At 70.8% G+C, this 21749-nt stretch carries 24 protein-coding genes; 10 read left to right on the top strand and 14 right to left on the bottom strand.

The genetic code is table 11. The features are described from left to right. Positions 1–62: 62 nt before the first annotated feature. Entirely contained in the window at positions 63–653 is a 591-nt protein-coding gene (tpg, locus tag AB0898_RS30025; RefSeq protein ID WP_366806193.1) for a telomere-protecting terminal protein Tpg, read from the bottom strand. Positions 654–800: 147 nt separating this feature from the next. Here tpg (AB0898_RS30025) and AB0898_RS30020 point away from each other — a divergent pair, with 147 nt between their 5' ends. Next, on the top strand, positions 801–1595 hold the full coding sequence (locus AB0898_RS30020; protein ID WP_366806192.1) for a hypothetical protein: 795 nt from the start codon (positions 801–803) through the stop codon (positions 1593–1595). A gap of 74 nt (positions 1596–1669) precedes the next feature. On the opposite strand, the gene tpg (AB0898_RS30015) is transcribed toward AB0898_RS30020, so the two are convergent. The 10 genes from tpg (AB0898_RS30015) to AB0898_RS29970 form a co-directional block, all read right to left on the bottom strand. Next, complete coding sequence (gene tpg / locus AB0898_RS30015; protein ID WP_366806191.1) at positions 1670–2227, bottom strand: telomere-protecting terminal protein Tpg; 558 nt, start codon at positions 2225–2227, stop codon at positions 1670–1672. A gap of 15 nt (positions 2228–2242) precedes the next feature. Further along, a complete protein-coding gene (gene tap / locus AB0898_RS30010; protein ID WP_366806190.1) occupies positions 2243–4468 on the bottom strand; it encodes a telomere-associated protein Tap in 2226 nt (741 codons plus the stop codon). Between the two features lie 169 nt (positions 4469–4637). Next, complete coding sequence (locus AB0898_RS30005) at positions 4638–4811, bottom strand: hypothetical protein (protein ID WP_366806189.1); 174 nt, start codon at positions 4809–4811, stop codon at positions 4638–4640. 102 nt (positions 4812–4913) lie between these two features. After that, positions 4914–5618 carry a hypothetical protein gene (locus AB0898_RS30000; protein WP_366806188.1) on the bottom strand — a complete coding sequence of 235 codons (705 nt, stop codon included), beginning with the start codon at positions 5616–5618 and terminating at the stop codon, positions 4914–4916. Next, complete coding sequence (locus tag AB0898_RS29995; RefSeq protein ID WP_366806187.1) at positions 5615–6151, bottom strand: sigma-70 family RNA polymerase sigma factor; 537 nt, start codon at positions 6149–6151, stop codon at positions 5615–5617. The genes AB0898_RS30000 and AB0898_RS29995 overlap by 4 nt, the downstream gene beginning before the upstream one ends. 440 nt (positions 6152–6591) lie before the next feature. Then, a complete protein-coding gene (locus tag AB0898_RS29990) occupies positions 6592–6927 on the bottom strand; it encodes a hypothetical protein (RefSeq protein WP_366806186.1) in 336 nt (111 codons plus the stop codon). A 94-nt stretch (positions 6928–7021) separates the two neighbouring features. Beyond that, a complete protein-coding gene (locus AB0898_RS29985) occupies positions 7022–7297 on the bottom strand; it encodes a hypothetical protein (RefSeq protein ID WP_366806185.1) in 276 nt (91 codons plus the stop codon). Positions 7298–7421: 124 nt separating this feature from the next. Next, positions 7422–8258, bottom strand: coding sequence for a DUF721 domain-containing protein (locus tag AB0898_RS29980; protein WP_366806184.1), 837 nt, complete (start codon positions 8256–8258; stop codon positions 7422–7424). Beyond that, the gene (locus AB0898_RS29975; protein WP_366806183.1) at positions 8255–10747 is read right to left on the bottom strand and encodes a hypothetical protein; all 2493 of its coding nucleotides are present in this window, start codon (positions 10745–10747) and stop codon (positions 8255–8257) included. The genes AB0898_RS29980 and AB0898_RS29975 overlap by 4 nt, the downstream gene beginning before the upstream one ends. A 624-nt stretch (positions 10748–11371) precedes the next feature. Beyond that, a complete protein-coding gene (locus AB0898_RS29970; protein WP_366806182.1) occupies positions 11372–11668 on the bottom strand; it encodes a helix-turn-helix domain-containing protein in 297 nt (98 codons plus the stop codon). Positions 11669–11782: 114 nt separating this feature from the next. Between AB0898_RS29970 and AB0898_RS29965 the strand changes: the two genes are divergently transcribed. Both AB0898_RS29965 and AB0898_RS29960 read left to right on the top strand, forming a co-directional pair. Next, complete coding sequence (locus AB0898_RS29965; protein ID WP_366806181.1) at positions 11783–12430, top strand: HAD family hydrolase; 648 nt, start codon at positions 11783–11785, stop codon at positions 12428–12430. A 4-nt stretch (positions 12431–12434) separates the two neighbouring features. After that, positions 12435–13271, top strand: coding sequence for a DUF1932 domain-containing protein (locus tag AB0898_RS29960; RefSeq protein ID WP_366806180.1), 837 nt, complete (start codon positions 12435–12437; stop codon positions 13269–13271). 7 nt (positions 13272–13278) lie between these two features. Here AB0898_RS29960 and AB0898_RS29955 read toward each other — a convergent pair whose 3' ends face one another. The 3 genes from AB0898_RS29955 to AB0898_RS29945 form a co-directional block, all read right to left on the bottom strand. Beyond that, positions 13279–13848, bottom strand: a complete 570-nt coding sequence (locus AB0898_RS29955) for a phosphotransferase-like protein (protein WP_366806179.1) — start codon at positions 13846–13848, stop codon at positions 13279–13281. Next, on the bottom strand, positions 13845–14882 hold the full coding sequence (locus AB0898_RS29950; RefSeq protein WP_366806178.1) for an AAA family ATPase: 1038 nt from the start codon (positions 14880–14882) through the stop codon (positions 13845–13847). The genes AB0898_RS29955 and AB0898_RS29950 overlap by 4 nt, the downstream gene beginning before the upstream one ends. A gap of 182 nt (positions 14883–15064) precedes the next feature. Next, positions 15065–15817, bottom strand: coding sequence for a GntR family transcriptional regulator (locus tag AB0898_RS29945; RefSeq protein WP_366806177.1), 753 nt, complete (start codon positions 15815–15817; stop codon positions 15065–15067). A gap of 264 nt (positions 15818–16081) precedes the next feature. On the opposite strand from AB0898_RS29945, the gene AB0898_RS29940 reads away from it, so the two are divergent. The 7 genes from AB0898_RS29940 to AB0898_RS29910 all read left to right on the top strand — a co-directional run bounded on the left by AB0898_RS29940 (position 16082) and on the right by AB0898_RS29910 (position 21649). Beyond that, entirely contained in the window at positions 16082–16453 is a 372-nt protein-coding gene (locus AB0898_RS29940; RefSeq protein WP_366806176.1) for a hypothetical protein, read from the top strand. Between the two features lie 651 nt (positions 16454–17104). Continuing rightward, positions 17105–17398 carry a hypothetical protein gene (locus AB0898_RS29935; RefSeq protein WP_366806175.1) on the top strand — a complete coding sequence of 98 codons (294 nt, stop codon included), beginning with the start codon at positions 17105–17107 and terminating at the stop codon, positions 17396–17398. 177 nt (positions 17399–17575) lie between these two features. Next, positions 17576–18052 (top strand): hypothetical protein, encoded by a 477-nt coding sequence (locus tag AB0898_RS29930; RefSeq protein ID WP_407078430.1) that lies wholly within the window; start codon positions 17576–17578, stop codon positions 18050–18052. Positions 18053–18142: 90 nt separating this feature from the next. Beyond that, on the top strand, positions 18143–18673 hold the full coding sequence (locus AB0898_RS29925; protein WP_366806174.1) for a hypothetical protein: 531 nt from the start codon (positions 18143–18145) through the stop codon (positions 18671–18673). 271 nt (positions 18674–18944) lie between these two features. After that, positions 18945–19259: a WhiB family transcriptional regulator gene (locus tag AB0898_RS29920; RefSeq protein ID WP_366806173.1), complete on the top strand. Its 315-nt coding sequence runs from the start codon at positions 18945–18947 to the stop codon at positions 19257–19259. A 109-nt stretch (positions 19260–19368) separates the two neighbouring features. Then, positions 19369–19728 (top strand): hypothetical protein, encoded by a 360-nt coding sequence (locus AB0898_RS29915; RefSeq protein ID WP_366806172.1) that lies wholly within the window; start codon positions 19369–19371, stop codon positions 19726–19728. A 244-nt stretch (positions 19729–19972) separates the two neighbouring features. After that, the gene (locus AB0898_RS29910) at positions 19973–21649 is read left to right on the top strand and encodes a DUF2637 domain-containing protein (RefSeq protein ID WP_366806171.1); all 1677 of its coding nucleotides are present in this window, start codon (positions 19973–19975) and stop codon (positions 21647–21649) included. The last annotated feature ends 100 nt before the right edge of the window (positions 21650–21749 follow it).

Genomic DNA, 21749 nt, shown 5'->3' with positions numbered 1-21749 from the left:
CGCCAGAGCGCTGTACGGCGGCCCGCCGATACGTTTTATAGCAGGCCCTCAATACGGCAGGATCAGAACCGGAAAGAAATCGAGGACACCGCCGTAAAATCTGCGCGCAGCCCGTCGGCCCGTGTGCCCCATTCCGTGAAATACGACTCGGTGATGGCCTCCGCGACGATCGGATGCAGATCCTCCTCCGTCGCACCGGCCTCCTGGAGCTCCAGGATCTGCTTCACGTAGGTGGGCGAGATGTCCGTGGTGATCTGCCGCTCGCGGCCGTCGTCCGAGCTGCCCGTGCACGTGAACCCGAAGTATGCCGTCACCTCCACCATCATCCCCCTGGACGTGGACGCCGCCGCGCGCGCTTGTGCTCTGACCTGCGGTTGCCACTCGGATTCCGTCTCCTCCACCAGGGCGGCCTGGAGGCGCTTCTGTGGCTTCGTCAGCTTCCCTGCGAGGTAACGCTCCACCGTCCGGCGTGAGATGCCCAGGCGCTTCGCCACGGCTGCGGTAGACCCGCCCTCGCGCGTGCGGAGGAATTTCATACGGGCCTTTGCCGATTTCGGGGCGGGCCGGGTGAAGAGCTTCCGCTCCGCCCGCGCGAGGGCCTCCAAGACCTTGCCGCGGCGCGGGGCCGGCTGCTGCTGCTCGTGATCGCTCATACCTCCAGGGACCACGGTCCGCCTGTGGACAGCGGCCAGCAGCGGGCAGCGGGAGGTTGGCGAGATCGACGCGGGCCCATGCCGGATGCGCGGGAGACTGAGGCCGTGCAGCGCGTATGTCCTGCCCCGACCAAGCTGGGAGACCATGTGACGTCCAAGCCCTCTGCAAACGACGATCTGAGGGAGGCCATCGGCCACTACCTGAACGCCGTCGCCGAAGTGCTCCTGCGCGACGGTGTGCCCGTCAAATACGTACGCGCCTCGACGGACACACGAGCCGCGGCAGATGACGCCAGCATCGCGACGGACATCGACGGAGACATCGGGTTCAACATCAGCTTCGAGCGCAGCCTGTATCCGGAGAGCGAGAGCGTCGAACTGAACTGGTCAGGGACCTCCGGATGGTCGCTGCTGCCCATGGTCGACGGCGCCGATGGCTACTACGGCGGCGCACGCTGGCTGGGGGCCGGCCTGGTCCCGCCCGTCGACCGCGTCAGTTCCTTCATGGCCGTGGCCAGGCTCTCGCCCGTGGAAGCAGGCAGCAGCGAGCGGCCGTTCTACCGGCAGCCGGACAGCGACCTGACCGAGCTCTACCAGCGCCTGGCCGCGTTCGTCCCAGGCTCGAAGGGCATCCGCACCTACGGCATGTGCTTCACCAACATGGTGCAGGCCATCTACACGAACCGACTGTCGGCCGCCTTGACCGCGCCGGACGACACCGAGGTCTCCGTGACGTTCCGGCCTGGGGAGCTCGAAGCCCTGCGGCATCTCCTGGAGTATGTCCAGATCCCCGCGAACGGTCTGCTCTCGGCCTACGCCCGGCATCTGGCTGATGACCTGGACAACCGCCGTCAGTTCTCCGCGACCCCGTCGCACCAGGCGGTGGAGGTCGCCCGCTCCATCCGCAAGCAGTGGCACGACCGGCAGCAGCGCGGCGAGTAGCCGCCAGCCCCGCGCATTCGAGAGCGAGCCCGGACCAACTGGTCCGGGCTCGCGGGCTGTTCGAGGCGCGGCTGCTACAGGTCGAACTCGAGGTGTTCGACATCCGTGAACCGGACCTCCTCCAGGCTCCCGGCGCGGCGGCCGCCGTCCTGGAAGTAGACCTCCTTGAGGGCTTCGGCCGCGATCTCCTGGAGTTCGGTGTCGCTGGCGCCGGCCTGCTGCGCGTCGAAGAGGCGGGCGGCGTAGCGGGGCGGCAGGGCGACGGTCAGGTGCCGGATGCGGTCCTGGTCGGTGGAGCCGATCGGCGCGGTGTAGCCCATGCGGGCGCGGGCGTCGATGACGATGCCGCCGGTCGTCGCGGCCTTCTCGCGGGCCTTGGCCCGGATCTGCGGCTGCCACCGCTTGGTCACCTCGCGCTCCAGGCGCGCGGCGAGGTCGGCGCGCGGCCTCTTCGCCTTGCCCGCCACGTACCGCTCCACCTGCCGCTGGGACATGCCGAGCAGTTCGGCGACCGCCTTCGTGCCGCCGAGCTGCTTGACCATGTACCGCATCTGCGGGCCCGCGGACTTCGGTGCCGGGCGGGTGAACGCCTTCTGCACCGCCTTGTCCAGGCCGTCCCCGAACATGCTCATCGCCTGCGTACTCCCCTACTCGCCGTTGTCGGCGTCGGTGACGGTGCCGTCCTTGATGGACCGGGCCAGGTTGAGCTCCGGGGCGTTGAACTTGTCCCGGACCTCCTCGCCCCACAGCACGGACTGGGTGCCCTCGTGCTTGACCAGGCCGGGGTTGATGCCGAGCTTGAACCCGCCGGGCAGCGGCTTGCCCTCCCGGTAGGGCAGGAAGTCCAGCGGGCTCGGGCCGTTCGCGGCGTAGACGACGCAGTCGGACAGGATCGCGATCGGGTACTGCCCGGTGAACGCCGCGTGCTTGACGATCTTCCGGTGGAGGTTGATGCGGGTGCGGGAGATGACCGCGGCCCGGATGTCGGGCCGCCAGGTGGGGCGCTCCAGGGCACGCCACCGCTCGCCCGGCCGCCAGCCCTCGCCCCGCGGCCGCTCGCGCAGCTTGCCGATGCCGCCCTTGACCGTCGCCTTGATCGCCGTGATGACGATGCCCAGCTCCGGGTCGCGGTCCTTGTAGTTGTCCATCGCGGCCAGGAAGTCGGCCGGGGCGAGGTCGGCGTCGACGCCGAGGTCGGCCATCGTGGCGAGGTAGGCGTCGCGCAGCCGCCCGTACCAGCCGTCCAGGTAGCGGCCGTTGTCGTACCGGACCCACGCCTCGATGGGCGCGACGTCGTAGCCGAGCTCCTGGGCGTAGGCCACGGTGGGCGTCGCGTACCAGGCGGGGCCCGTGGGGCGGTCGCCCTTGGGCGTGAAGGGGGAGGGCAGCAGCGAGCCGTCCAGCTCCACCCACTCCTTGCCGACCTTCACCCTGGAGAGGTCGACGTGGGACAGGTCGACCAGCCACGAGCCGGGCAGCTTCGGGTCGAACGCGAGGCCCTTGACGTGCGTCGGCTCGCCGAGGCCGACGTTCAGCCCGTTCGCGCCGGCGGCGAAGGCCATGTTCACGTCCAGGCCGACCAGGTAGCGCAGGGTGCACTCGGCATCGGTCATCGGCCGCGCCCAGTCGTACGCCTCCTCGAACAGCTTGTCCGCCGGTCCCCGGACGGTGAAGCGCGGCAGGTCCGCCAGGAGCGGGTGCCCGTCGGGGGCCTCGCACGGCGCGCAGTCCACCGGGTCGCTGCCGAGCGACCCGGGCGTCTTGGTCTCGGCCTGCCGCAGGGCGCCGGTCTCCTCATCGCGCACGGCGTGGGTCGGCGGGTGCAGCGCGGTCATCAGCTCCAGGCCGGTGACGGCGGTGGAGCCGCGCGGCGTCATCACCCGGGACGCGTAGACGCCCAGGACGCGGGCGAGTTCCGCCGGCGGCAACTGGGCGGCGTCGCCCCAGAACCGGGCGTCCAGCGCGTTCCACGACGGGATGCACAGCTGCACGCACTGGCGGTCCGAACCCTTCGCGGGGCGGTAGATCCGCGCCCACGGCCCGAACCCGCGCTTGGTGAGCTTCCAGTCGGCGCGCACCAGCTGCTTGATGACCTTGTGGCCCTCCGGGATCCGCCCGGCGTCCTTCTCCTCCGCCGTGAGCGAGACGGGCAGGCCGTAGCGCTCGCAGGCGGCCTCGGTGAGCACGATCAGCGGGTCGGCCGGCCTTCCCGGGCCCGACAGCTTCGGCTGCCCGAGCTTCGCCTCCTTGAGCGTCCAGTCGACCAGGGACGGCAGGGACTTGGCGGGCACGTCCAGGACCAGGCCGCCGGTGCAGTACGCCAACACCTTGCCGTCGTCGTCGACGTCCAGGATCGCCAGCGGCCCGTTCTCGAACCGCGGATCGGCGCCGCCCGCCGGAGTGTTGGCCGGGGCCGCCTTCCGTGCGCCGGGCCGACGCGACGCCGCCGACGGCCTGGTGGTGCTCGCCGGACGGCGCGCACTGGCCGGAGCAGCACCGACGAGATCCGAGGCGGGGACCTGTGGACTCACTGGTGCAGTCGTGACAGCAGCCTCGGGAGCTGGACCTGTGGACAGGGTCGGCGCTTCTGCCAGATCGGGGGCGCCGGTGAACGTGGCGGGCATGGGGGCGGGGTAGAGGTCCGCGAGCTGCGTGAGCAGCCGCGCGTATGCCTCGCGCTCCGGACCGCGCGGCTCGGTCGGCTTCTTCGCCGACTCCCAGCCGGACACCGTCGCCCGCCGCACCTTCAGCGCGGCCGCGACCTCGTCCAGCGTCAGGCCGTGCGCGACCCGCAGCCGCTTGCGCTCCTCCGCCGGCGGCAGCGGAGAGCGGGACGCGACCAGCGCGTCGACCGCGTTGAACAACTCGGACATGGAGCACCTCCTGATCCACACCCTACCTCAGGAACCGTACTGTTCGCGTACATTCGCCGTACGAATTCCGTCCCTCTCTGTTGAGGGGGAGCCGGACGTTCGCTTCCGGCTCCGTCTGCACGTTGCTGGACGGAGTGTCCGGTCCGCAGGGTGCGGGCCGGACACTGGTCTACGACCGGTGCTCGAACCACCAGAAGATGAGGCCGGCGGTGCCGGTCCCGGTGCCGTAGCAGACGCCGCGAAGCAAAAAGTGGGCAGCGACGCGGCGACGCCGTCGGCCCCACTGGTACAGCCGGTTGGACTGGATCGCGGCGATCAGGGCGTGCAGAGGCTTACGCTTCATGAGGAAGGGCTCCTTGTCGGGGGCTTTTCGCGATGAGGAGCTCGTCGGGTGGCCGTGGCCTAGGAACCTGAAGGCCGCCCGGGGAGCTCCTTTGCGTGCGGGTCAGTGCCGGTCGGCGCAGCTCTGGAGGCGCTCGGCCAGCTCGCGCTCGGGGAAGACGAGAACGCTCCCGTCGTCCTTGCGGTTCGCCAGCCGTACGACCTCCTGGGTCAGGCCGGACCGGATCGCCGGTGTGACCGGGCTGCGGCGGCGGAGGTAGCCGGTGAAGTGCTCGACGAGCGCGAGGATGTCGTCGCCGTCCTCGTCGTCGCCCTGCCGGAACTGGGCGAGCCAGTAGTCGGCTTCCTTGAGTGCACCGAGCTGGAGGTGGTGCAGGTGCAGGCAATAGGCGGCGACGCGGGTGTCGGCGCCGGCGGCGAACTGCCACCAGAATGCGGCGCTCTCCTGGTGCCCGGCCAGGTAGAGCATGCAGGCGAAGACCAGGCTGCCTTCCACGTCCAGGTCGTGAGCGAGGGGGCCGGCCGGTCCGTTGGCCCCGATCTCTCTGGCCAGGCGTCCCAGGTGGTTGGTGGCCTGCGGGGTGTTGAGGACCCAGCGGGCGATGGCGGTCAGCTGGTGACCGGCGCGGGGGCCTTGCGGGACGTTGTCGCCGCGGGCGGATCCGTCGGCGGGAGGGGCGGAGGGGAACGGGGGAAGGTATCCGGTGTCCCGGGCCAGGCGGCGCAGGCCGGCCCCGACGTCGAAGGACCGCCGGGGCTCGGACAGGACGCTGCCGAGCTTGCTGAGGCGTTCTTCGATGCTGCTCACGTGTGATCCCCTTCCTTTTCCTTCTTCAGGTTGGAGGCGACGGCTCGTTCCAGACGCTCCTTGGCCTTGCGGCAGTGGTAGTCCACGGTGCTGGGCGAGACGCCCATGTAGTAGCTGATGTCCTCGGTCGTGAACTTCTGGATGTACCGCAGCACCACGACGTCGAACTGACGGGGCGGCAGGCTGTACAGGGCCTTGTACAGGCCCGACTCGCCCTCCAGCCCGGCCAGGCCCTCGCGGAACTCCTTGAGGGCCACCGGCAGGAGGCGGGATATGACGACGCGGCGCAGGACCGACCATGCCCGCGCCTGGAGGTTGCCTTCCTCCAGCAGGGCGTCCCAGTGCTTCAGGATCTCCTGCATCGCCTCGTGCACCGCTTCCTCGGCGGCGTCGTTGGTCGACAGGTGGAGCAGTGCGTACCGGTGGAACGGCTCCTGGATGTTCAGGTACAGGGCCTCGAACTCCAGTGGCATCGACTGTCTCGCGGCGACGACGGGGCTTTCGCCGTCCTCGGCGCGCAGATCATCGGTCATGAATCCTCTTCATTGAGGCGAGCGGGGGGCGGCCAAGATCGTCGACCGCGCTTGCTGGTGCGGACTACTCAACCCGGCGATCAGGCCGAACACGCATGCCTCCGACGGCGAAAACTACGCAGCGGGCCTCGTTGAATACGAAACGTGATCACTCGATCCGCTCGGATCTGCCATGAACTGCCGTTTTGTGCGCTGGAGTCGGGGGCGCACGCGCCCGCGCAATGCGCCCCTGTGATCTAGGTCATTGCCTGGACGGGCGAGTGTGGCCCAGGGGGCAGTTCGCGAATGGGTTAATTTGGCTCGAAACGCCTATCGCGCTGAGGTGCTACGGTTCCGCCCCAAAAGTTACTGGCGCGTCACAACGGCTGAAATGCGCTGCTTCTGCTCCACGAAGTCGCCCACAGATGCCTTTCGGGCGGCGGAGGCGGTCGCACGATCCTTCAGCGGGACGCGCCCATGCCCTTCCATCCCGGCCCCAGACCCCGGCGGCGCGGCCGACCCTGACGGGGCGCCGGCATCACGGCGACGTCCTCGGGCAGCCCGGCCAGCAGGCGGCGTAGCACGGCCGTGGCGGCCGGGACCGCGGCCAGAGTGCCTGCGGCCTCAGGGCCGAGGGCGGCGAGGGCCTCGGTGAGCGTGTCGATCGCGTCGACGGCGTCCTCCACTGCGCCGGCGCTCCAGGTGCTGCCGGTTGCCGCGTCGGCCAACTCGCACGCGGCATCAGCGACCGCGGCCGCGTGCCTCTCCACGCCCGGTCCCGCTGCACCCAGTTCCATGCCCTGCCCAACGATCCGCGAGGCCGAAAGCGCCCGCTCATGGTGAAGGACCCGCCAGAAGCGGGTCCTTCGTGTAGTCCTGAACCGCAGGCGGTCAGCCGGCCGACCGCAGCTCCGTCCCGACGGACTGCACGACGATGCCGCCAGCACGGGCCACGAACTGGCCCGGGAAGATGGTCGTGGCCTCGGCGAGGCGCGCCCGGAAGTTCTCGTGGCCCCTGACGAGCTTGCCATCGACTTCGTAGTCCCACGCGTCGACCGGGTGGTCGGCGAGAGCACCTTCCAGGGTGCCGATCACCTTGCCTCCGAACGCGGCAGGAGAAGCGGACGGATCGCCGGGGTACGCAACTGTCCATATCGTGTGTGCCATGTAACGGGACACTAGTCGGCTGATCAGCCACCTTGTGAATGCGGATGCCTGGAGCGACCCCGTCCTCGGAGCCGAGCCCCCGAGCTGCTGGCCGCCCGGCCGTGACAATCCGCCGGCTCTCACCTCACGCGGTCCTTCCCAGCGGTGCCGTCGGTGAGACCGCGGCCCCCGTTCCGGCTCCACGAGCGGCGCGCTCCACCCGGGCCCGGCGCAGGGCAGCGGCGTGGGAAATGCCGACCTGGCGGCGGCGCTCGGTGCGGACCGGTTCGATTGGGTCCGGCGCGTCGTCCGCGACGACGTCGGGCTCGGGGAAGGCCCGGCGGGACAGCTCCCGCATGGCGGCGGTCTGCCGCTCCACCGCTTCCGCGATGGCCGGGTCCACCCGGGAGGTCCGGGCGGCCTGGCGGTGCGCCTCGATCGCGCGGCGGTAGCCGTCCGGCGGTGTGCGGGGCTCCACCGGCGCGGTGGGCGCGGTCGGCTGCGAGGCCGGGTCGGCGGCCACCGTGGTGGGGCCTGCCTTGATGGGCGCGGGCGCCAGGACGTGAAGGGCGCGGACGTTCGCCTTCGGCACCGTCTCGTTGGCCGCCGCGATCAACTTCGGAGCGCTCCAGCGCAACTTCGTGCCGACGGCCGGAGCGTCGGGGACGACGTCCAGGCGGCCGGTGTCCGCGTCGAACTTCACGGCCTGGGCGCGGCCGGTGAGTTCGGGCACGGCCGCGGCGAGGATGGTGTCGAACCGGGCGAGGACGCTGCCGCCGGCGGCCGGGGCGACCATGCCGCGCTCGGTCATCATCATGCCGATCGCCGCGCCGAGCCCGAGCGGCTCGCGCCCGTCACACCGTACAACCGTGCCGGTGCGCCGCTTCGCCTTCTTCGTCTGGGCGGCGCCGTTCTTCTTCGCCGCCTCCCGGGCCGCGGCCAGGGCCTGGCGCGCGAGGTCGACGCCGCTCAGCTCGGTCATGCGATCACCGCCCCGGTCGTGCGCGCGGCGAGCTCGCGCAGCTGCTCCAACCGTGTCGCGAGCAGGTACTCGGCCACGCGCTCGCGGGCCGTGTCAGCGGCCCGGGTCGCGGCCGCGATGGCGTCGGCGCCGTGCGGGTTGTGCTTGAACCAGTGGCGGCCCTGCTCGGTCTTGTACGCACGCCGGGCCTCCGTCTCGGCTTCCTCGGTCCGGCCCAGCATCACCAGGGCGGTGTCCTGGTACTCCCGAACGGACTGCTGCGCGGTCTGGAGCGCGGCGAAGGCGTACGCGTCCTGCGCCGCCTCCGGGTCGGCCTCCAGAGCGGCTACGTCGGTGATCTCCAGGAACTCCTGCCACGCGACGGCGACGCTGTCGCCGATAGCCGTCCGGGCCCCTGCGGCGGCGGCCGCGACACTGCCCGGGTCGGTCAGGTCGGCGGACCAGACCGCCGCGAAGAGCCCGGCCTCACCGATCAGGGTCTCGGCCTGACGGCGGTGGTCACAGCGCTCGCACCGGCCGGCCGCCCGCTGCTGCCCGCAGTCCTCGCACGGCCGGGCCTGGCGCACCGCGTCGGCGGCGGCCGCGGCCGCGCGTTCGGCCTTCGCCCGCTCCGCCGCTGCTACACGAGCCGCAGCCCGGCGAGCCTGCTGCTCCCGGCGCCACACCAGGTCCTCCGCCTCGATGGCCGCCCGCTCGCGCAGCCGCTCCTCGAAGACGCGCCGCCGCTCGCCGTCGGACAGGCCGGGCAGCTCCCGGTCGATGTCCGCGCCGATCCGGGCGCGCCAGGCGCGGCGGGTGTGGATGACGTTGCCGCAGTTCTCGCAGTCCTCCCCGGTGTCCAGCCGGACCCCGTCGTCGCACTTGCGGTGCGAGCAAGCCTGCCGCTGGGGCAGACCCCGGCGGGTCAGCCAGGGGAACGGCTTGTCGACCAGGGCCTCGCCGCCGGTCTCGTCCAGGCGGTCGGTGAGCCGGTCGGCCAGCAGCTGCGGCGCACGCTCCGGCGCCACACCCAGGCCCGCCAGCTGTGCCAGCTCCGCCTTCGCAGCCGCTTCCACCTGGTCCTGCTGCCACCCGCTCAGCCGCTCCCACAGCCACGCCACCGGCCCCAGAGCCACCCGCAGACGAAGATCAGCCGGAAGGCCCACCCGCCGCTGCCTCTGCGCTTTGTCCCAGCCCACGGCCTTGGGCCGGCCACCGGCACCAGCCCCGGCAGCCGGGAACTCCTTCGGCTGTTCCCCGCGAAGCGGGCCGCCCTCAGCCACCGGTGATCCGGTCCTGGCAACGGCGCTGTTGCCGTCGGCGGCCTGATGCTCGCCCGCGCACGCGCGCTCCGGCCGACGGCCTTCAGCCCCACGGCCTTCGCCGGAAAAACCACCAGAGAGCTGCGGAGTAACGACGGGAGTAACCACAAAAGTGTGGTCTGCGTGGAGCTCTGCACCATCGGGACGCTCCTGATCCGCCGCATCCTCGGGGACCTCAGCACCACCGATCCCAGACATACCAAGGGCATCAGCAGCACCGGCAGGAGCATGATCTCCGACTGCACCATCGGGACGCTGCGAAAGCACCGTCTTCGAGCCCGAAATAGCCTCCGCAGAAGCCAGCGTGCGGCCGTACGCACGGGCCACCGGCAGCAGCATGACCCGACCCCGCCCGTTCATCCGCGTCTTCGTGTCCCGACGCTGCCGCGCCACGACACCGGCCTCCGTCAGCCGCGCCAGCACCTTCCGAGCCCCGGCCGGCGAGCAGCCCAGCAGCCGCGCCAGCGTCGCCGCCCCCCGCCCTTCCTTGGCCTTCACCGAGCCGCCGCACAGCTGCAGCCAGCCCGACGCCCGGGTGTTCAGCACCATCAGCAGCAGCCCGAGCCGATCGGTAGCCGCGCCCTTGCCCCTGCGGCCGGCCAGCAGCCCCGGCGGCGTCGGCTCCTTGTCCTCCGGCGTCCAGCCGGGCCCGAACAGGGCCTCGATGAGGCGCAGCAGCGTCGCCAGCTCCGACTTCGACAGCGCCAGCGGGTGCCCCGCCCCCCCGCCCTTACGGGCCCGCCACAGCGGCATGACCAGGCAGTTCAGCCCGGTCGGGTGCCCCTTCGCGTCCGTCACCACCTTGGTGTGCACGGCGTCCGACTTCCGCAGTGGGTCCAGCACGTAGCGGTGGATCGCCGACTCGCCCACCCCCAGCCAGCGGCCCAGCTCCGCCACCCAGATCGAGGTCTGGTTGTCGTTCTTCTCCCCCTTGGGCGCCCGCGACTTCGCGTACAACACCACGGCCGCCAACTTCGGCGCGTCCTTCAGCCCGGCGATCGACGGGTCCGCCAGCAGCGCCTGGACCGCGTCGCGCAGCCGGAGCCGCATCGCGCGACCAAGACGCAGCGGGTCGTCCGGGCCGCCGTCACCTGGCTGCCCGAAGGCCGGCACCGACCGCAGCGTGGCCCGCTGCCGCGGAAAGTTTGCAGAGCTGTCCACGGAGTCGGCGGCCGGGTCCGACTGCATCGCGATGAGCGTCGCCCTCGACATCACAGGGACACACCCCCGCCCACGCAGTAAACCGGGGTTGGTGTGACACTCCACTCCGAAGAATCTTCGTGATTAATGCTGTTAACAGGGCAAACAGGGTGTGCGAATCCCGTCACGCGAGAAGCGCGGGGGGTTCGAACCGGCGCGAATCGGGCACGGTCGAGCTGACAAGGAGACACCAGGTCGTGCACTATGACGGGGACACCAACTTCCATAAGCAAGCTGACACAGTCCGCAGAGCGGGATGGTCGGCGAGTGGATGTGAAGGGGTGAGCCCTCTTCGTGAGAAGCGGGCGGACACCGATCGGGTGGAGGGAGATTTCTCCTCTTCTCTCGGGGGTGCCGAATCGCGAAGCCCCTGTGGTGGGGGCATCGCGATCGGGACCGAATCGGTGAGCGCAACTGGGTGCTGCGCGGCTGTGGTGGCCGTGGTTAGCGGCCGGTGGTGCTGGTGGCCCTGATGAGGGGCCGGATTCGAAATGAGCGGCTTGATAAGCCGCAGCTCAGGACCGGCGGCAACCGGGACCTGAGCAGACGGGCCGCGCGAGGCCAGCGGATTGGTAGTCCGCCTCTTGGCGCGCGCGGCCGATGGCCACTAGGTCATCCCGATCCCCCTTCGGAGACCGGCGTCGGCATGCCCTCATCCGGCTTCGCGGCCTCGGGATACCGCTCCGCGAGCCGGTTGAGCAGGTGCATGTAGACAGCGCGGTGCGGACGTCGGGGATGGGTATGCCCCAGCTCCCAACGGGCCACGGCAAGGCGCTTCACGCCCACGGCCTCCGCGACCTCCTGTTGCGTGAGGCCGGCCGCGAGGCGCAGCTTCGCGCGCACAGCTGGTGGCGGCAGGATGTCGTCCACAAGGGCGTCGACCCGCTTCAAGCGGTCCGGGTCGGTCACGGTGCAGCCTTTCAAGATCGATGATTCCCTGAAAGATACACGATGCGATCTCCGCCCGGGAGTGAACATCACCGTGGGCCTCGTGCCGCGCGATGCCCGATAGGGTCCGTGCACGTGGCCCGCCTCGCGTTTTTCGATCTGGACGGCACGCTGGTCGACCGGAAGTCGGCGCTCAGCGACGCGTTGACTCGACTGTGCCGTTCCCGCGCGCTCTCCCCAGATGCCGAACGGTGGTTGCGCACCGAGCTGGTCGACCGCGCGACAGCGGGCGACTTCGCCCGGCTGCGGGAGTCCTTCGGCTTGGAGGTGTTGGCTGCGGACCTGTGGCAGGAGTACGTCGACCTCATGGCGGCCGCCGTCACCTGCCGCCCCGAGGTCCTCGAGGACCTGGCCCGCCTGCGCGCGGCCGACTGGACCATCGGCGTCATCACCAACGGGGCGGGCGACATCCAGCGCGCCAAGCTCGCCGGGACCGGTCTCGCCGACCTGGTCGACGGCGTCGCTGCCTCGGGCGACCTGGAGGTCTGCAAGCCGGACCGGCGCCTGTTCGAACTCGGGGCCGCGCGGTGCGGCGTCAACCTCGCGGACGGTGGCTGGATGGTCGGCGACAACCCGACCGGGGACATCGGCGGCGGCCAGCGAGCTGGCCTGCGTACCATCTGGCTGCGCGGCCGCCCCTGGCCCGACGGACTTCCTGCTGCGCACCACGTCGTGGACGACGTCACCGACGCCATCACCATCCTGCTCACCGAGACGGAGTAACACCGTGGACCAACCGACTGTCGGCATCCTCCACCCCGGCAGCATGGGCGCGGCCGTCGCCGCCTGCGCCGCGACTAACGCGGCTGCGGTCTTGTGGTGCGAGGACGGGCGCAGCGCCGCGTCCGTGGAGCGCGCCGTCGGGTTCGGGCTGACACCTGTGTCGACGCTGGCTGAGCTGCTGGACCGCAGCGACATCGTCATCAGCCTCTGCCCGCCGGCCGCGGCCGAGGACCTGGCCCGCGCCGTCGCCGGGCACAGCTTCGCCGGGGTATACGTAGAGGCGAACGCCATCAACCCTGAGCGCACGCAGCGGATCGCCGCGCTGCTACCGGACGCCACCGTCGCGGACGGCGGCGTCGTCGGCTCCCCGCCGGTCGGCGGCAAGACGCCGACCCTGTACTTGTCTGGGCCTGCTGACGCGACGGCCCGCATCGAGACGCTGTTCGCGGACACCGCCGTCCAGGCCGCAGTGCTGGGCACGGAGGTGGGGCAGGCGTCCGCGTTGAAGCTGTCGTACGCCAGCTTCCAGAAGGCATCGCGGGTGCTGGTGGCGCTCGCGGTCGGCATGGCACGCGAGCACGGCGTCGACCAGGAGCTCATCAAGGTCGCCTCAAGGCGCACCGATTCGTACCTGTCCGAGCCGCAGTACGTCGCCAAGACCGCCGCCCGCGCCTGGCGCTGGGGCCCGGAGCTGGAGGAAGCCGCCGACACCCTCGCGGCCGCCGGCCTCCCCACGGAGATGCTGCGCGCGGCCGCGGCCACGCTGGCCCGGTGGCACGGCGTCAAGGACGACAGCGAGCTCACGCTCGCCGACGCCCTGGAACGACTCGCCCAGCCGTAGCCGACGCTCATGCCGTCGCTGCTCCCGCCCGCTGCGCCAGCAGCTGGTCGATGAGCCGCGCTGCGTCCTGCGGCCCCGACGTCGTGGTGTCCACGGTCAGGTCCCAGACCGTGCCCGGGTGCGAGTCCAGATCCTCGCGGGTCGCGTCCCACGCCGCCAGGCGCGCCGCGGTGTCACTGTCGCCGCGTCCGGCCGATCGCTGCTCGGTCACCTCGCGCGGGCACCACAGCAGCACGACGGACCAGCTGGCCGGGTAGCCGTCGACCAGCGCTTGGACGCCGGCGACCTGCCCGACGTGCACAACGGGCACCCCGGCCTCGAACGCCGCGTTCAGGCCGGGCGCGTCGATGACGTACGTGTTGCCGTAGCGGCTGTTCGCGTAGACGACGTCGCCCGCGGCCTCCAGCTCGCGCAGCTGTTCCGCCGTACCCATCCGGTAGCCGGCCGACTTGCCCGTTCCGACCTTGAGCCGCGTGAACTGCGCGTACCTGGAGTCGAGTTCGCTGAGCGCGGTGGTGACGGTGTCCTTGCCCGAGGCCGGCGGCCCGTAGAGGATCACGCCTTGCTTCTTCGTCACGCGTACATCGCTCCCATCGCCTGCCGGGCCTGGTCCGCGAGCGTCACTGCGGTGCCCAAACGGTTGTCGACAACGAGGTGCGGCACCGCCGGGCGCAGGTTGAGGTCGATCGTGGCCATGTACTCGTTCCACCGCTGGAGCTTCCATGCGTCCCGGGCCGCTGAGCGGAATCCGATGTACTCGCGCATCGATTCTTCGTCGCAGCGTACCCACACCGGGAAGACGTCGACGCCCATCGATCCGGCGCGGTTGGCCAGGCGCTGCATCCAGTCCGAGTCAGTCATTTCGGCGATGAACGGTGCGGTCAGCACAGTGGAAATGCCGCACTTGATGTTGGCCATGGCTGACTGCATCAGGCAGTCGTACTCCACGGGCCGGACCTTCTCGCGGTAAAGCTCGGTGTGCCGGTCGTTTGCGTCGCCGCCCAGAGCGACCAGGAGGCGCTCCACGAGCGGGCGGGTGAGCGGGTCCTTATCGAGCAGCGGCCAGCCGGTCAGTTGAACGAAGAAGCGGGCGAGCTCGGTCTTGCCGCTTCCGGCGAAGCCGCCGACCAAGATGAGCACGGGACGGTGGGGGTCGCCGCCTGTGTGCCGACGCTTCCACGCGTCAATGATCCGCTGCTGCAAGTCGAAGTGGTCGGCTTCGCCCGAGCCCGGCGTGATGCGGTGAATGGCTCGCTCAACCGCCAAGACCTGCGACCCGTTGAGGCGGTCGTCCATCGGCGTGAGCTTGAAGGAGGTCTCCTCACCAGGCAGCGCGGTGCGGAAACCCAGGTCGGGCTCGGTAGCCCGGTACAGGAGGCAGTAAGCCCGTCGGTAGTGCGGACCGGGGTAGACCTCGCCTTGCTCGTGTTGCCAGAGAGTCTGCGGATTCGCGGCGGGGATGCCCTTCAGCTTGGCCTTCTCGGCAACCTGACGGAGGCGTTCACCGGCCTTCTCCAGGGTCAGACCGTGAGCCTCACGCTGCTCGCGCAGCTTGTCCGGACGCCAGCCCGCTCGGTGCTTCCCCACCCTGTGACCCTCCGTGATCGTCATGGCCGTGAGCCTAGAGCCAGGCCCGCAAATCCCATGTGTACGTAGATGTTGAAAACCCGTGAACACGGGTGTGTACGAGCTTCGACAAGCCTTTGTGATGTCGCGCTGCGGCGCTCGCGAGTGTGATGGCCCCCACAAGACGACCAGTCATGAGGGGGCTCGAGATGGGGGAGTTGGGGCGCTCAGGCATCGAACGCGTACTCCAGCACGTAGGCCGCGCTGTCCATGGTCATCTCGGTCACTTCGACTGCCTCAAGGTCAGCGTCGAAGGCCGTGCGGCACAGCTTCATGACGGGACGCTCCAAGGGCATGGCCAGTCCTTCGGCCTCCTCAGCGACGGGCAGCCGGCATCGGATCTCTTCGCGGAAGTGAGCGGGCGCGTGCCCGATCTCAGCGAGCCGGGCGTACGTTCCGCCTTCGCCGGTGTCCACGCGCATGATCGCTGTGCCTTCGGCCAGGCCAAGAGGCAGGTACGAGGTTGCGAGCATGACGGGTCTGCCGTCCAGCACGAAGCGTCGGAACCGAGCGCAGACGAGTTCGTTCTCGTTGACGTCCAGCATCCGGGCGATGTGCGGTGGTGCGGCCACGGTGTCCACACGGACGTCGATTGTGACGGGCCGTTCCTCGTCAGCCGACCAGATGGACTTGCCAGCGCCCCACTGCTCACGTGCGAGTCGCTGGATGCCGTGACGCCGGATCGGGCGGAACTCGATGACCCGAGCGCCGGCGCCCTTCTTCGTCTCCACCAGGCCCTCGATCCGAAGGATCTTCAGCGCCTGGCGGGCGGTAAGCACAGCGACCTCGTACTGGGCGGCGAGCGCACTCTCGCCCGGCAGCCGATCGCCGGGGCCGTACTCGCCGGACTCGATCGCCGCCTTCAGATCATCGGCAATCCGCTGGTACTTGGGCCGCTGTTCGCCCGTGTCACTCGCCATACGTCTCCCTACCTCGTTAGCGATCCTACGGCCGCTGGCTATCGAGGAACCGGCAAGGGCGCCCCGGTGTGTGAGGGAGCCGCCAGGAGAGCGTACCTCGTTAACGTAGCTCTTGACATCGCTAACGAGGATCGGTGTACTGAAGACGCACCGAACCTCGCTAACGAGGTCGGGGCGGGGGCGCCGAAGAGGTGCTGCTTCGCCCTGCCCACTCGCCATCGGGACGCCTCCCGAGCTCAGCACATCCGAGAGGAGCACCACTCCATGAACGCCATCTCCGGTCCCGCCACCGAGCACTTCGACGCCGAGACGCTCGCGCTGCTGGCCGACCTGGACGTTGAGATCCCCGAGTTCGGCGGGGTTGACCTGGACGTGGCCTTCGGTACGCCGCTTGAGATGTACGAGGCCGGCACCCTTCCTCACGAGCGGCTGGACGGCCTGGACATCACCGCCGCCGTCGCCGCGATCGAGGCCCGCGAGAACCGCATGCTCGCCGCCCGCGACATCGTCGCCGCCGACCCGACCGCCACCGAGCTGGTGCGCGAGCGCCTGGTCGACGTGCTCCTCCCCTACGCCGCGCAGCTGCGCATCACGCGACGGCCGGCCGCCGCGGTGCCGCTGCCGATCGCGGCCTGATCCCTTCCGGCTCTGACGGCTCCCATCGTCGCCACCTCGCGTGGCGGCGGTCGAAGCGGCCAGATTCACCGACCGCCTAGCCCCCGGAGAAGGCCACGTTGCGACTGGCGTCGCGGCCGGACCGGGGAGTGACCGTTCCTTGAGAACTGAAGACGCGACCACCGGGTGACGACTACCGCCCCTGACCAGGCAACTGGCCGGGTGTTGCGGCAAGGGTGACCGGTTCGGAAGCGTCAGAAGGGCACGACCGGAGCCAGAATCCCGGTCACCGTGAACGGCGGTACGAGGCGGGGAAGCGAGAGCGACCCTTCTTCGTGCCACGGAGCGGCAGCAAAGCAGACCACGGTCTGTTTCGGCTGCCGCGTGGGCCGAGCGATCACCCTCCCCCGCAGCACCTTGCGGCGGTAGCGCGACGACACCCCCAGCCGGTAAGCGGAACATCGCACGACCCGGCGGGTGAGCCAGTGGTCGCGGGCACGCCACCTCCCGGACGAAAGGTGGCCAGCGCGGAAGGCAGAGGCCGCGCCGCACCACCCCAAGCACTTCGCAGCCCCGCGCTGCCCAGTCGCCCGCCGCACGGCCCTCGGGTCGGTCGGCGGGCGGTGGAGAGCGCTGGGAAATCCTGCCCAGCCCAGACAGTAGGAGGACGCGATGGACATGGCCGACAAGCTGGACGTCACCGTCTACGACATCGATTGGGACCTGCTCAGGAAGCGCCTCGGCAAGCCCAGGGAGCCCTGGGACCGGATGACGCCCGAGGACGCCGACCACCAGCTGTGGAGGTCCCGCCTCTACCGCGAGACGGTCTCCGAGCAGGAGTACCTCACCACCGACCGGGATGGCCACCCCCTCCGGATCGTCCTGCTGAAGGAGAGGCCGGAGGCGCACCTCAAGGCCGACCCCGGAGCGGTGTACGAGTTCGCCTCCGAGCCGCCTCAATACTGATCAAGCGGGACAACCGTTCGCTTGATCGTGAACGGCTGACGGCTGCCTGATCCGCTCGCTCCGGTCTGCCCGGGACGAGCGGTGACGGGGAGCCGGGCAGCCCGCCCGACCCCAACGACAGGGCGACCCCCGGGGATTGGCCCCCCGAGGGTCGTCTAGGACCTGTTGGGAGGCCCTGTGATCACCATGATGGCATCCGCGCCGTTATCCGGCAGCCTGATCGATGACCTCGAAGACGAGGACAACGATCAGGGCTTCGAGCGAGACGAGACCGAGGGCCGCCTGCGCGTCCTCATCCCGGCCTCTGCGCGGGCGGCTGCCCTGGGCGCCCGCGCGCCCCGAAACAACGGCCTGTGGCAGTGCGACCGCTGCGGCGGCTGGTTCGGAGTGACCTCCTGGACCTGTAGCGCCTGCCAGCAACTCGCCTCTCTTGTCCCGGCCTTTGAGGACCGGCCGCCGTTGCCGATCCGCCCGAAGCCCCACGAGCGGGACGGCCGCCAGGACTCGCCGGACACCGGCGGCCGCCCGCATCCCCAGCAGGCTACCGACCGTGCCCGGCTCGCCGCCGAGACCAGCCCCCGGCAGCCCGGGTGGACGGAGTCGGACTACCTGAGCCGCCCCGCCCCGGTCGCCAAGCACCCGCTGGACAACTGACGACTCGCCACGGCCCGGCCTTACCCACCACGCCGCTGGGCTCCCCCTCACCGCACCACCAAGACCATCCCTGACCTGAAACGAGGCAGTATGACCAACACCCTGACCCCTCCGGTGACTTTCACCGACGACACGCTGCTGAAGGCGGCCGGCCTCGCCGACGACGCCTTCCTCCCCGTATGGACGGGGCCGTCCGGCGAGCAGTCGACCGGCGAGGCCGTCGCCCGCCATCTGGAGGCCGCCGTCACCCTGCTCCGCACCAACGGGTGGGCCCGCATCTACCCCCAGGACCAGTCCGGCTCGCACCTCCCCGACAACCCGTCCATGACGGAACGGGAGATGCTCCAGGCGCTGCTGGCCCTGATCCGCGACGAGATCGGCAGCGTCCCGGAACTGACCCTGTACAGCGCCCTGCGCCGCATCGCCGAGAGCGACCAGGGTGACCCGGACACCGCACACATCGGCGGCGAGGTCCTGAACCTGGTGGTCCGGGCCCACACGGGCACGGACCACGCCCGCGCCACCTCGTGGTCGGAGCGCCTGACCCGCACCCACGCGGACATCACCGCCTTGCTCACTGCGGGTGCCCGCTTCGCCCGCACCTACGGGCCCGCCGCCTGACCTCGGTCGTCTGCCGGTTGCCTGACCCGCCCGGCCCCGCCCCTGCCTCTGCGCGGATGGCGGGACCGGGTGGTGTCCAGGGGAGCCCGCAGCCGAGCGCTCCGCTTGAGTGCTGACCCCGACCTGCCCATCGCCCCCTGCGCCCTTCCGGCCGGGCGGCGCAGAGCGCAGGAAACTCCCCCGCGCCGGCCGTCCGGCCGCTGACACAGAACAGCCCCGGGGCTCGCACCCCCGGGGCCGCTTCGTACAACGGACCTTCTGGGAGGCCCTGATGAACCGCTCCATCGTACGCACCCCCTACACCGGTGCCGTCACCGCCGACTTCGTCACCCGGCCCCGCCCGGCCTGCACCGACGAGGACCCCGAGTTGTTCTTCCCGATCGGCAACACCGGCCCCGCGCTGCTCCAGGCGGAGGAGGCCAAGGCCGTCTGCCGTCGATGCCCGCTGATGGAGAGCTGCCTCAAGGGCGCGCTGGAGCGCGGCGAGACGGCCGGCGTGTGGGGCGGCACCGACGAGGGTGACCGCCGCCGCATCAAGCGCCGCGCCGCCCGCCAGCGTGCCGCCCGCCAGCGCACCTCCGACTGATCCGTTCTGCCGGTTGCCTGATCCGCTCGCACCGGCCGCTGCACCACGGCGGCCGGGACGGGCGGTGACGGGGAGCCGGACAGCCCGGACCACAGTCGAGGGAGGCCACATGGCCACGACGATGACCCCGCTCAAGCCCGGCACGGAAGCCGCCGCCCAGGCCGCCGCTTTCGCGATCTTCGGCAGCGACATCCCGCCGATCGGGCCGGAGGACTACAGCGGCAGCTGGCGCACCACCCTCCACGTCATCGCGGAGGAGTGGGTGGGCGAGGGCCGCTTCGAGCAGCACGCCGCCCGCACCGCGACCGCGCTCAACGAGCTGTTCGCCACGCAGGAGCGGTACGGCGTCGGCTCGCCCGAGGCGCTCGCCGGGGGCAGCGCGCTCCAGCCGCTGATCGACCGGTGCCGCCACTTCGGCATCACCACCGCCGACCTCATCCGGCACGGCGCGCGGTTCCCCGAGAGCTGATTTCGTTCCCGCCCGGCGAGATCGGCAGGCAGTTTCGGGTCCGCCCCGCAGCGCTCCCCCGCACCGGCCGCCCGCCCGCCCCTCGGGAGGCCGGCCTTTCTGTGCGCCCGGAGCGGGTAGTGCCGGTGCCGGTTTCGTGATCAACCGCCCGCTCCGGCCGCCGTTTCGGGAACACCCCCTCGCGTTTCGGGAGCAGCGGCCACCGTTTCGACCCCGCCCTGAACGCCCCCTTCCGGAGGACCCCATGACGATCACCGACATGCCGCAGAGCGCGGCTCCCTACACCCCTGCTTCGCACCCGCCGGGCCTGGCTTCGGCCGCGCCCGAGAAGGTTTCGGGTATGGCCCGGGGCGTTTCGAGCCCGGACAAGCGGAAGACGATCAAGCCCACCCGCGACCGGCTGATGACCGCCCTGTCCCTCGTTGCCGCGTTCGGTGGCACGCTGGTCGGGGTCATCGGCTTCGCGATGTCCTACAGCACCCTGGCGAAGGTCGCCCTGAGCTGGGGGTTCAGCAAGGAACTGGCCCCCTGGTTCCCGGTCGGCGTCGACGCGAGCATCATCGCGTTCCTCGCCTTGGACCTGTACCTGATCCGCAAGGGCACCCCGTGGCCGCTCCTGCGGCTCGCCGCGCACGCCATGACCGGCGCGACGATCTGGTTCAACGCCAGCTCACAGGGCCAGATCAGCACCGACCCGGTCCAGGCCGCCAGTCACGGCGTCATGCCGATCCTGTTCGTGATCGGTGTCGAGGCCGCCCGCCGCCTGATCATCCAAAAGGCCAGGCTGGAGGCGGGAACGGTCACCGACCGGATCCCGATGCACCGCTGGATCCTCTCCCCCATCGCCACACCGCGGTTCTACCGCCGGATGCGGCTGCACGGGATCACCTCGTACCCGGAGATGATCCGGCGCCAGCAGGAGCTCATAGGCTACGAGCAGTGGCTCAAGCGCAAGCACGACGGCGACCTGAGCAAGGCGACCGAGGATGAGCGGCTGCCGATGAAGATGGCCGCCCACGGCTACACCGTCTCGCAGGCTCTCGCCATGCCTGAGCAGCAGGAACGCGACGCTGAGGCCCGTGCGGAGGAGGCGGAGCGCCGGCGCCTGGACGCGGAGACGCGCCAGGAGCTCGCGCGGAAGAAGGCGGAGGCCGACCGGCTGGAGGCGGAGGGCAAGCTCGAAGCCGTCCGCGCCCGGGTGGAAGGCGAGACCGGCCAGGCCCGCGCGCACGCCCGAGCCCAGGTCAGCGCCGCAGAGCGGGCCGCTGAGCTGGAGGAGGCCGCGCTGGAGACGGCCGTCACCAAGGAGGCCCGCGCCCGCGAGGCGGAGGCGGCGCGCAAGGAGGCCGAAGAGCGCGAGGCCAAGGCCGCCACGGACGTCCGCGCGGCGGACCTGGAACGCCAGGCAGCCGAGAAGCGGAAGGAAGCTGCGGAGGCCGACCGGGTCGCTGCGGCGGAGGCTCAGGCGATCGAGACCCGGACCATCGCCGAAGCCCGCGAGGCCGCTGCCGAAGCGGACCGGCGTGCTGCCGAAACGGAGAGGGTCGCTGCCGAAACGCGGCGGGCCGCCGCCGAAGCCGATCGCAAGAAGGCTGAGGAGGAGCGCCTCCAGGGGGTCGCTCTCGCCGACGCCGCGCGCGTCAAGCAGGAGGCCGCCGAAGCCGAGAAGGCCGCTGCCGAAACGCGGCGGGCTGCTGCCGAAATCGAGCGGCGCGCGGTCGAAGCCGAGGACGTCGCGAAGCTCAAGCCGCGCGAGCGGGCGGTCCGCCGGGTCGCCCGGATGATCCTCGTGGCCGGCGGCGACGCCGACCGGCTTCCGCTGGCCGACATCCAGCACGAGCTGGCGGTCACCTCGCCCGGCACGGCCTCGGAGTACCGCCAGGAGGCAGCCGAGCTGCTCGCTGGCGGCTACCGCCCCTGATCCACCGTCCGGCACACATCAGTGAGGGCCAGCCCGCGCTAATCGGGCTGGCCCTCGCTGCGACTGCCGGAAGCAGTCACAGCCCCCACAAGTACACCAG

The sequence above is a fragment of the Streptomyces sp. NPDC005435 genome, from assembly GCF_040703155.1.
Lineage (GTDB): Bacteria > Actinomycetota > Actinomycetes > Streptomycetales > Streptomycetaceae > Streptomyces.
This window is presented reverse-complemented; position numbering and strand designations above follow the sequence as displayed.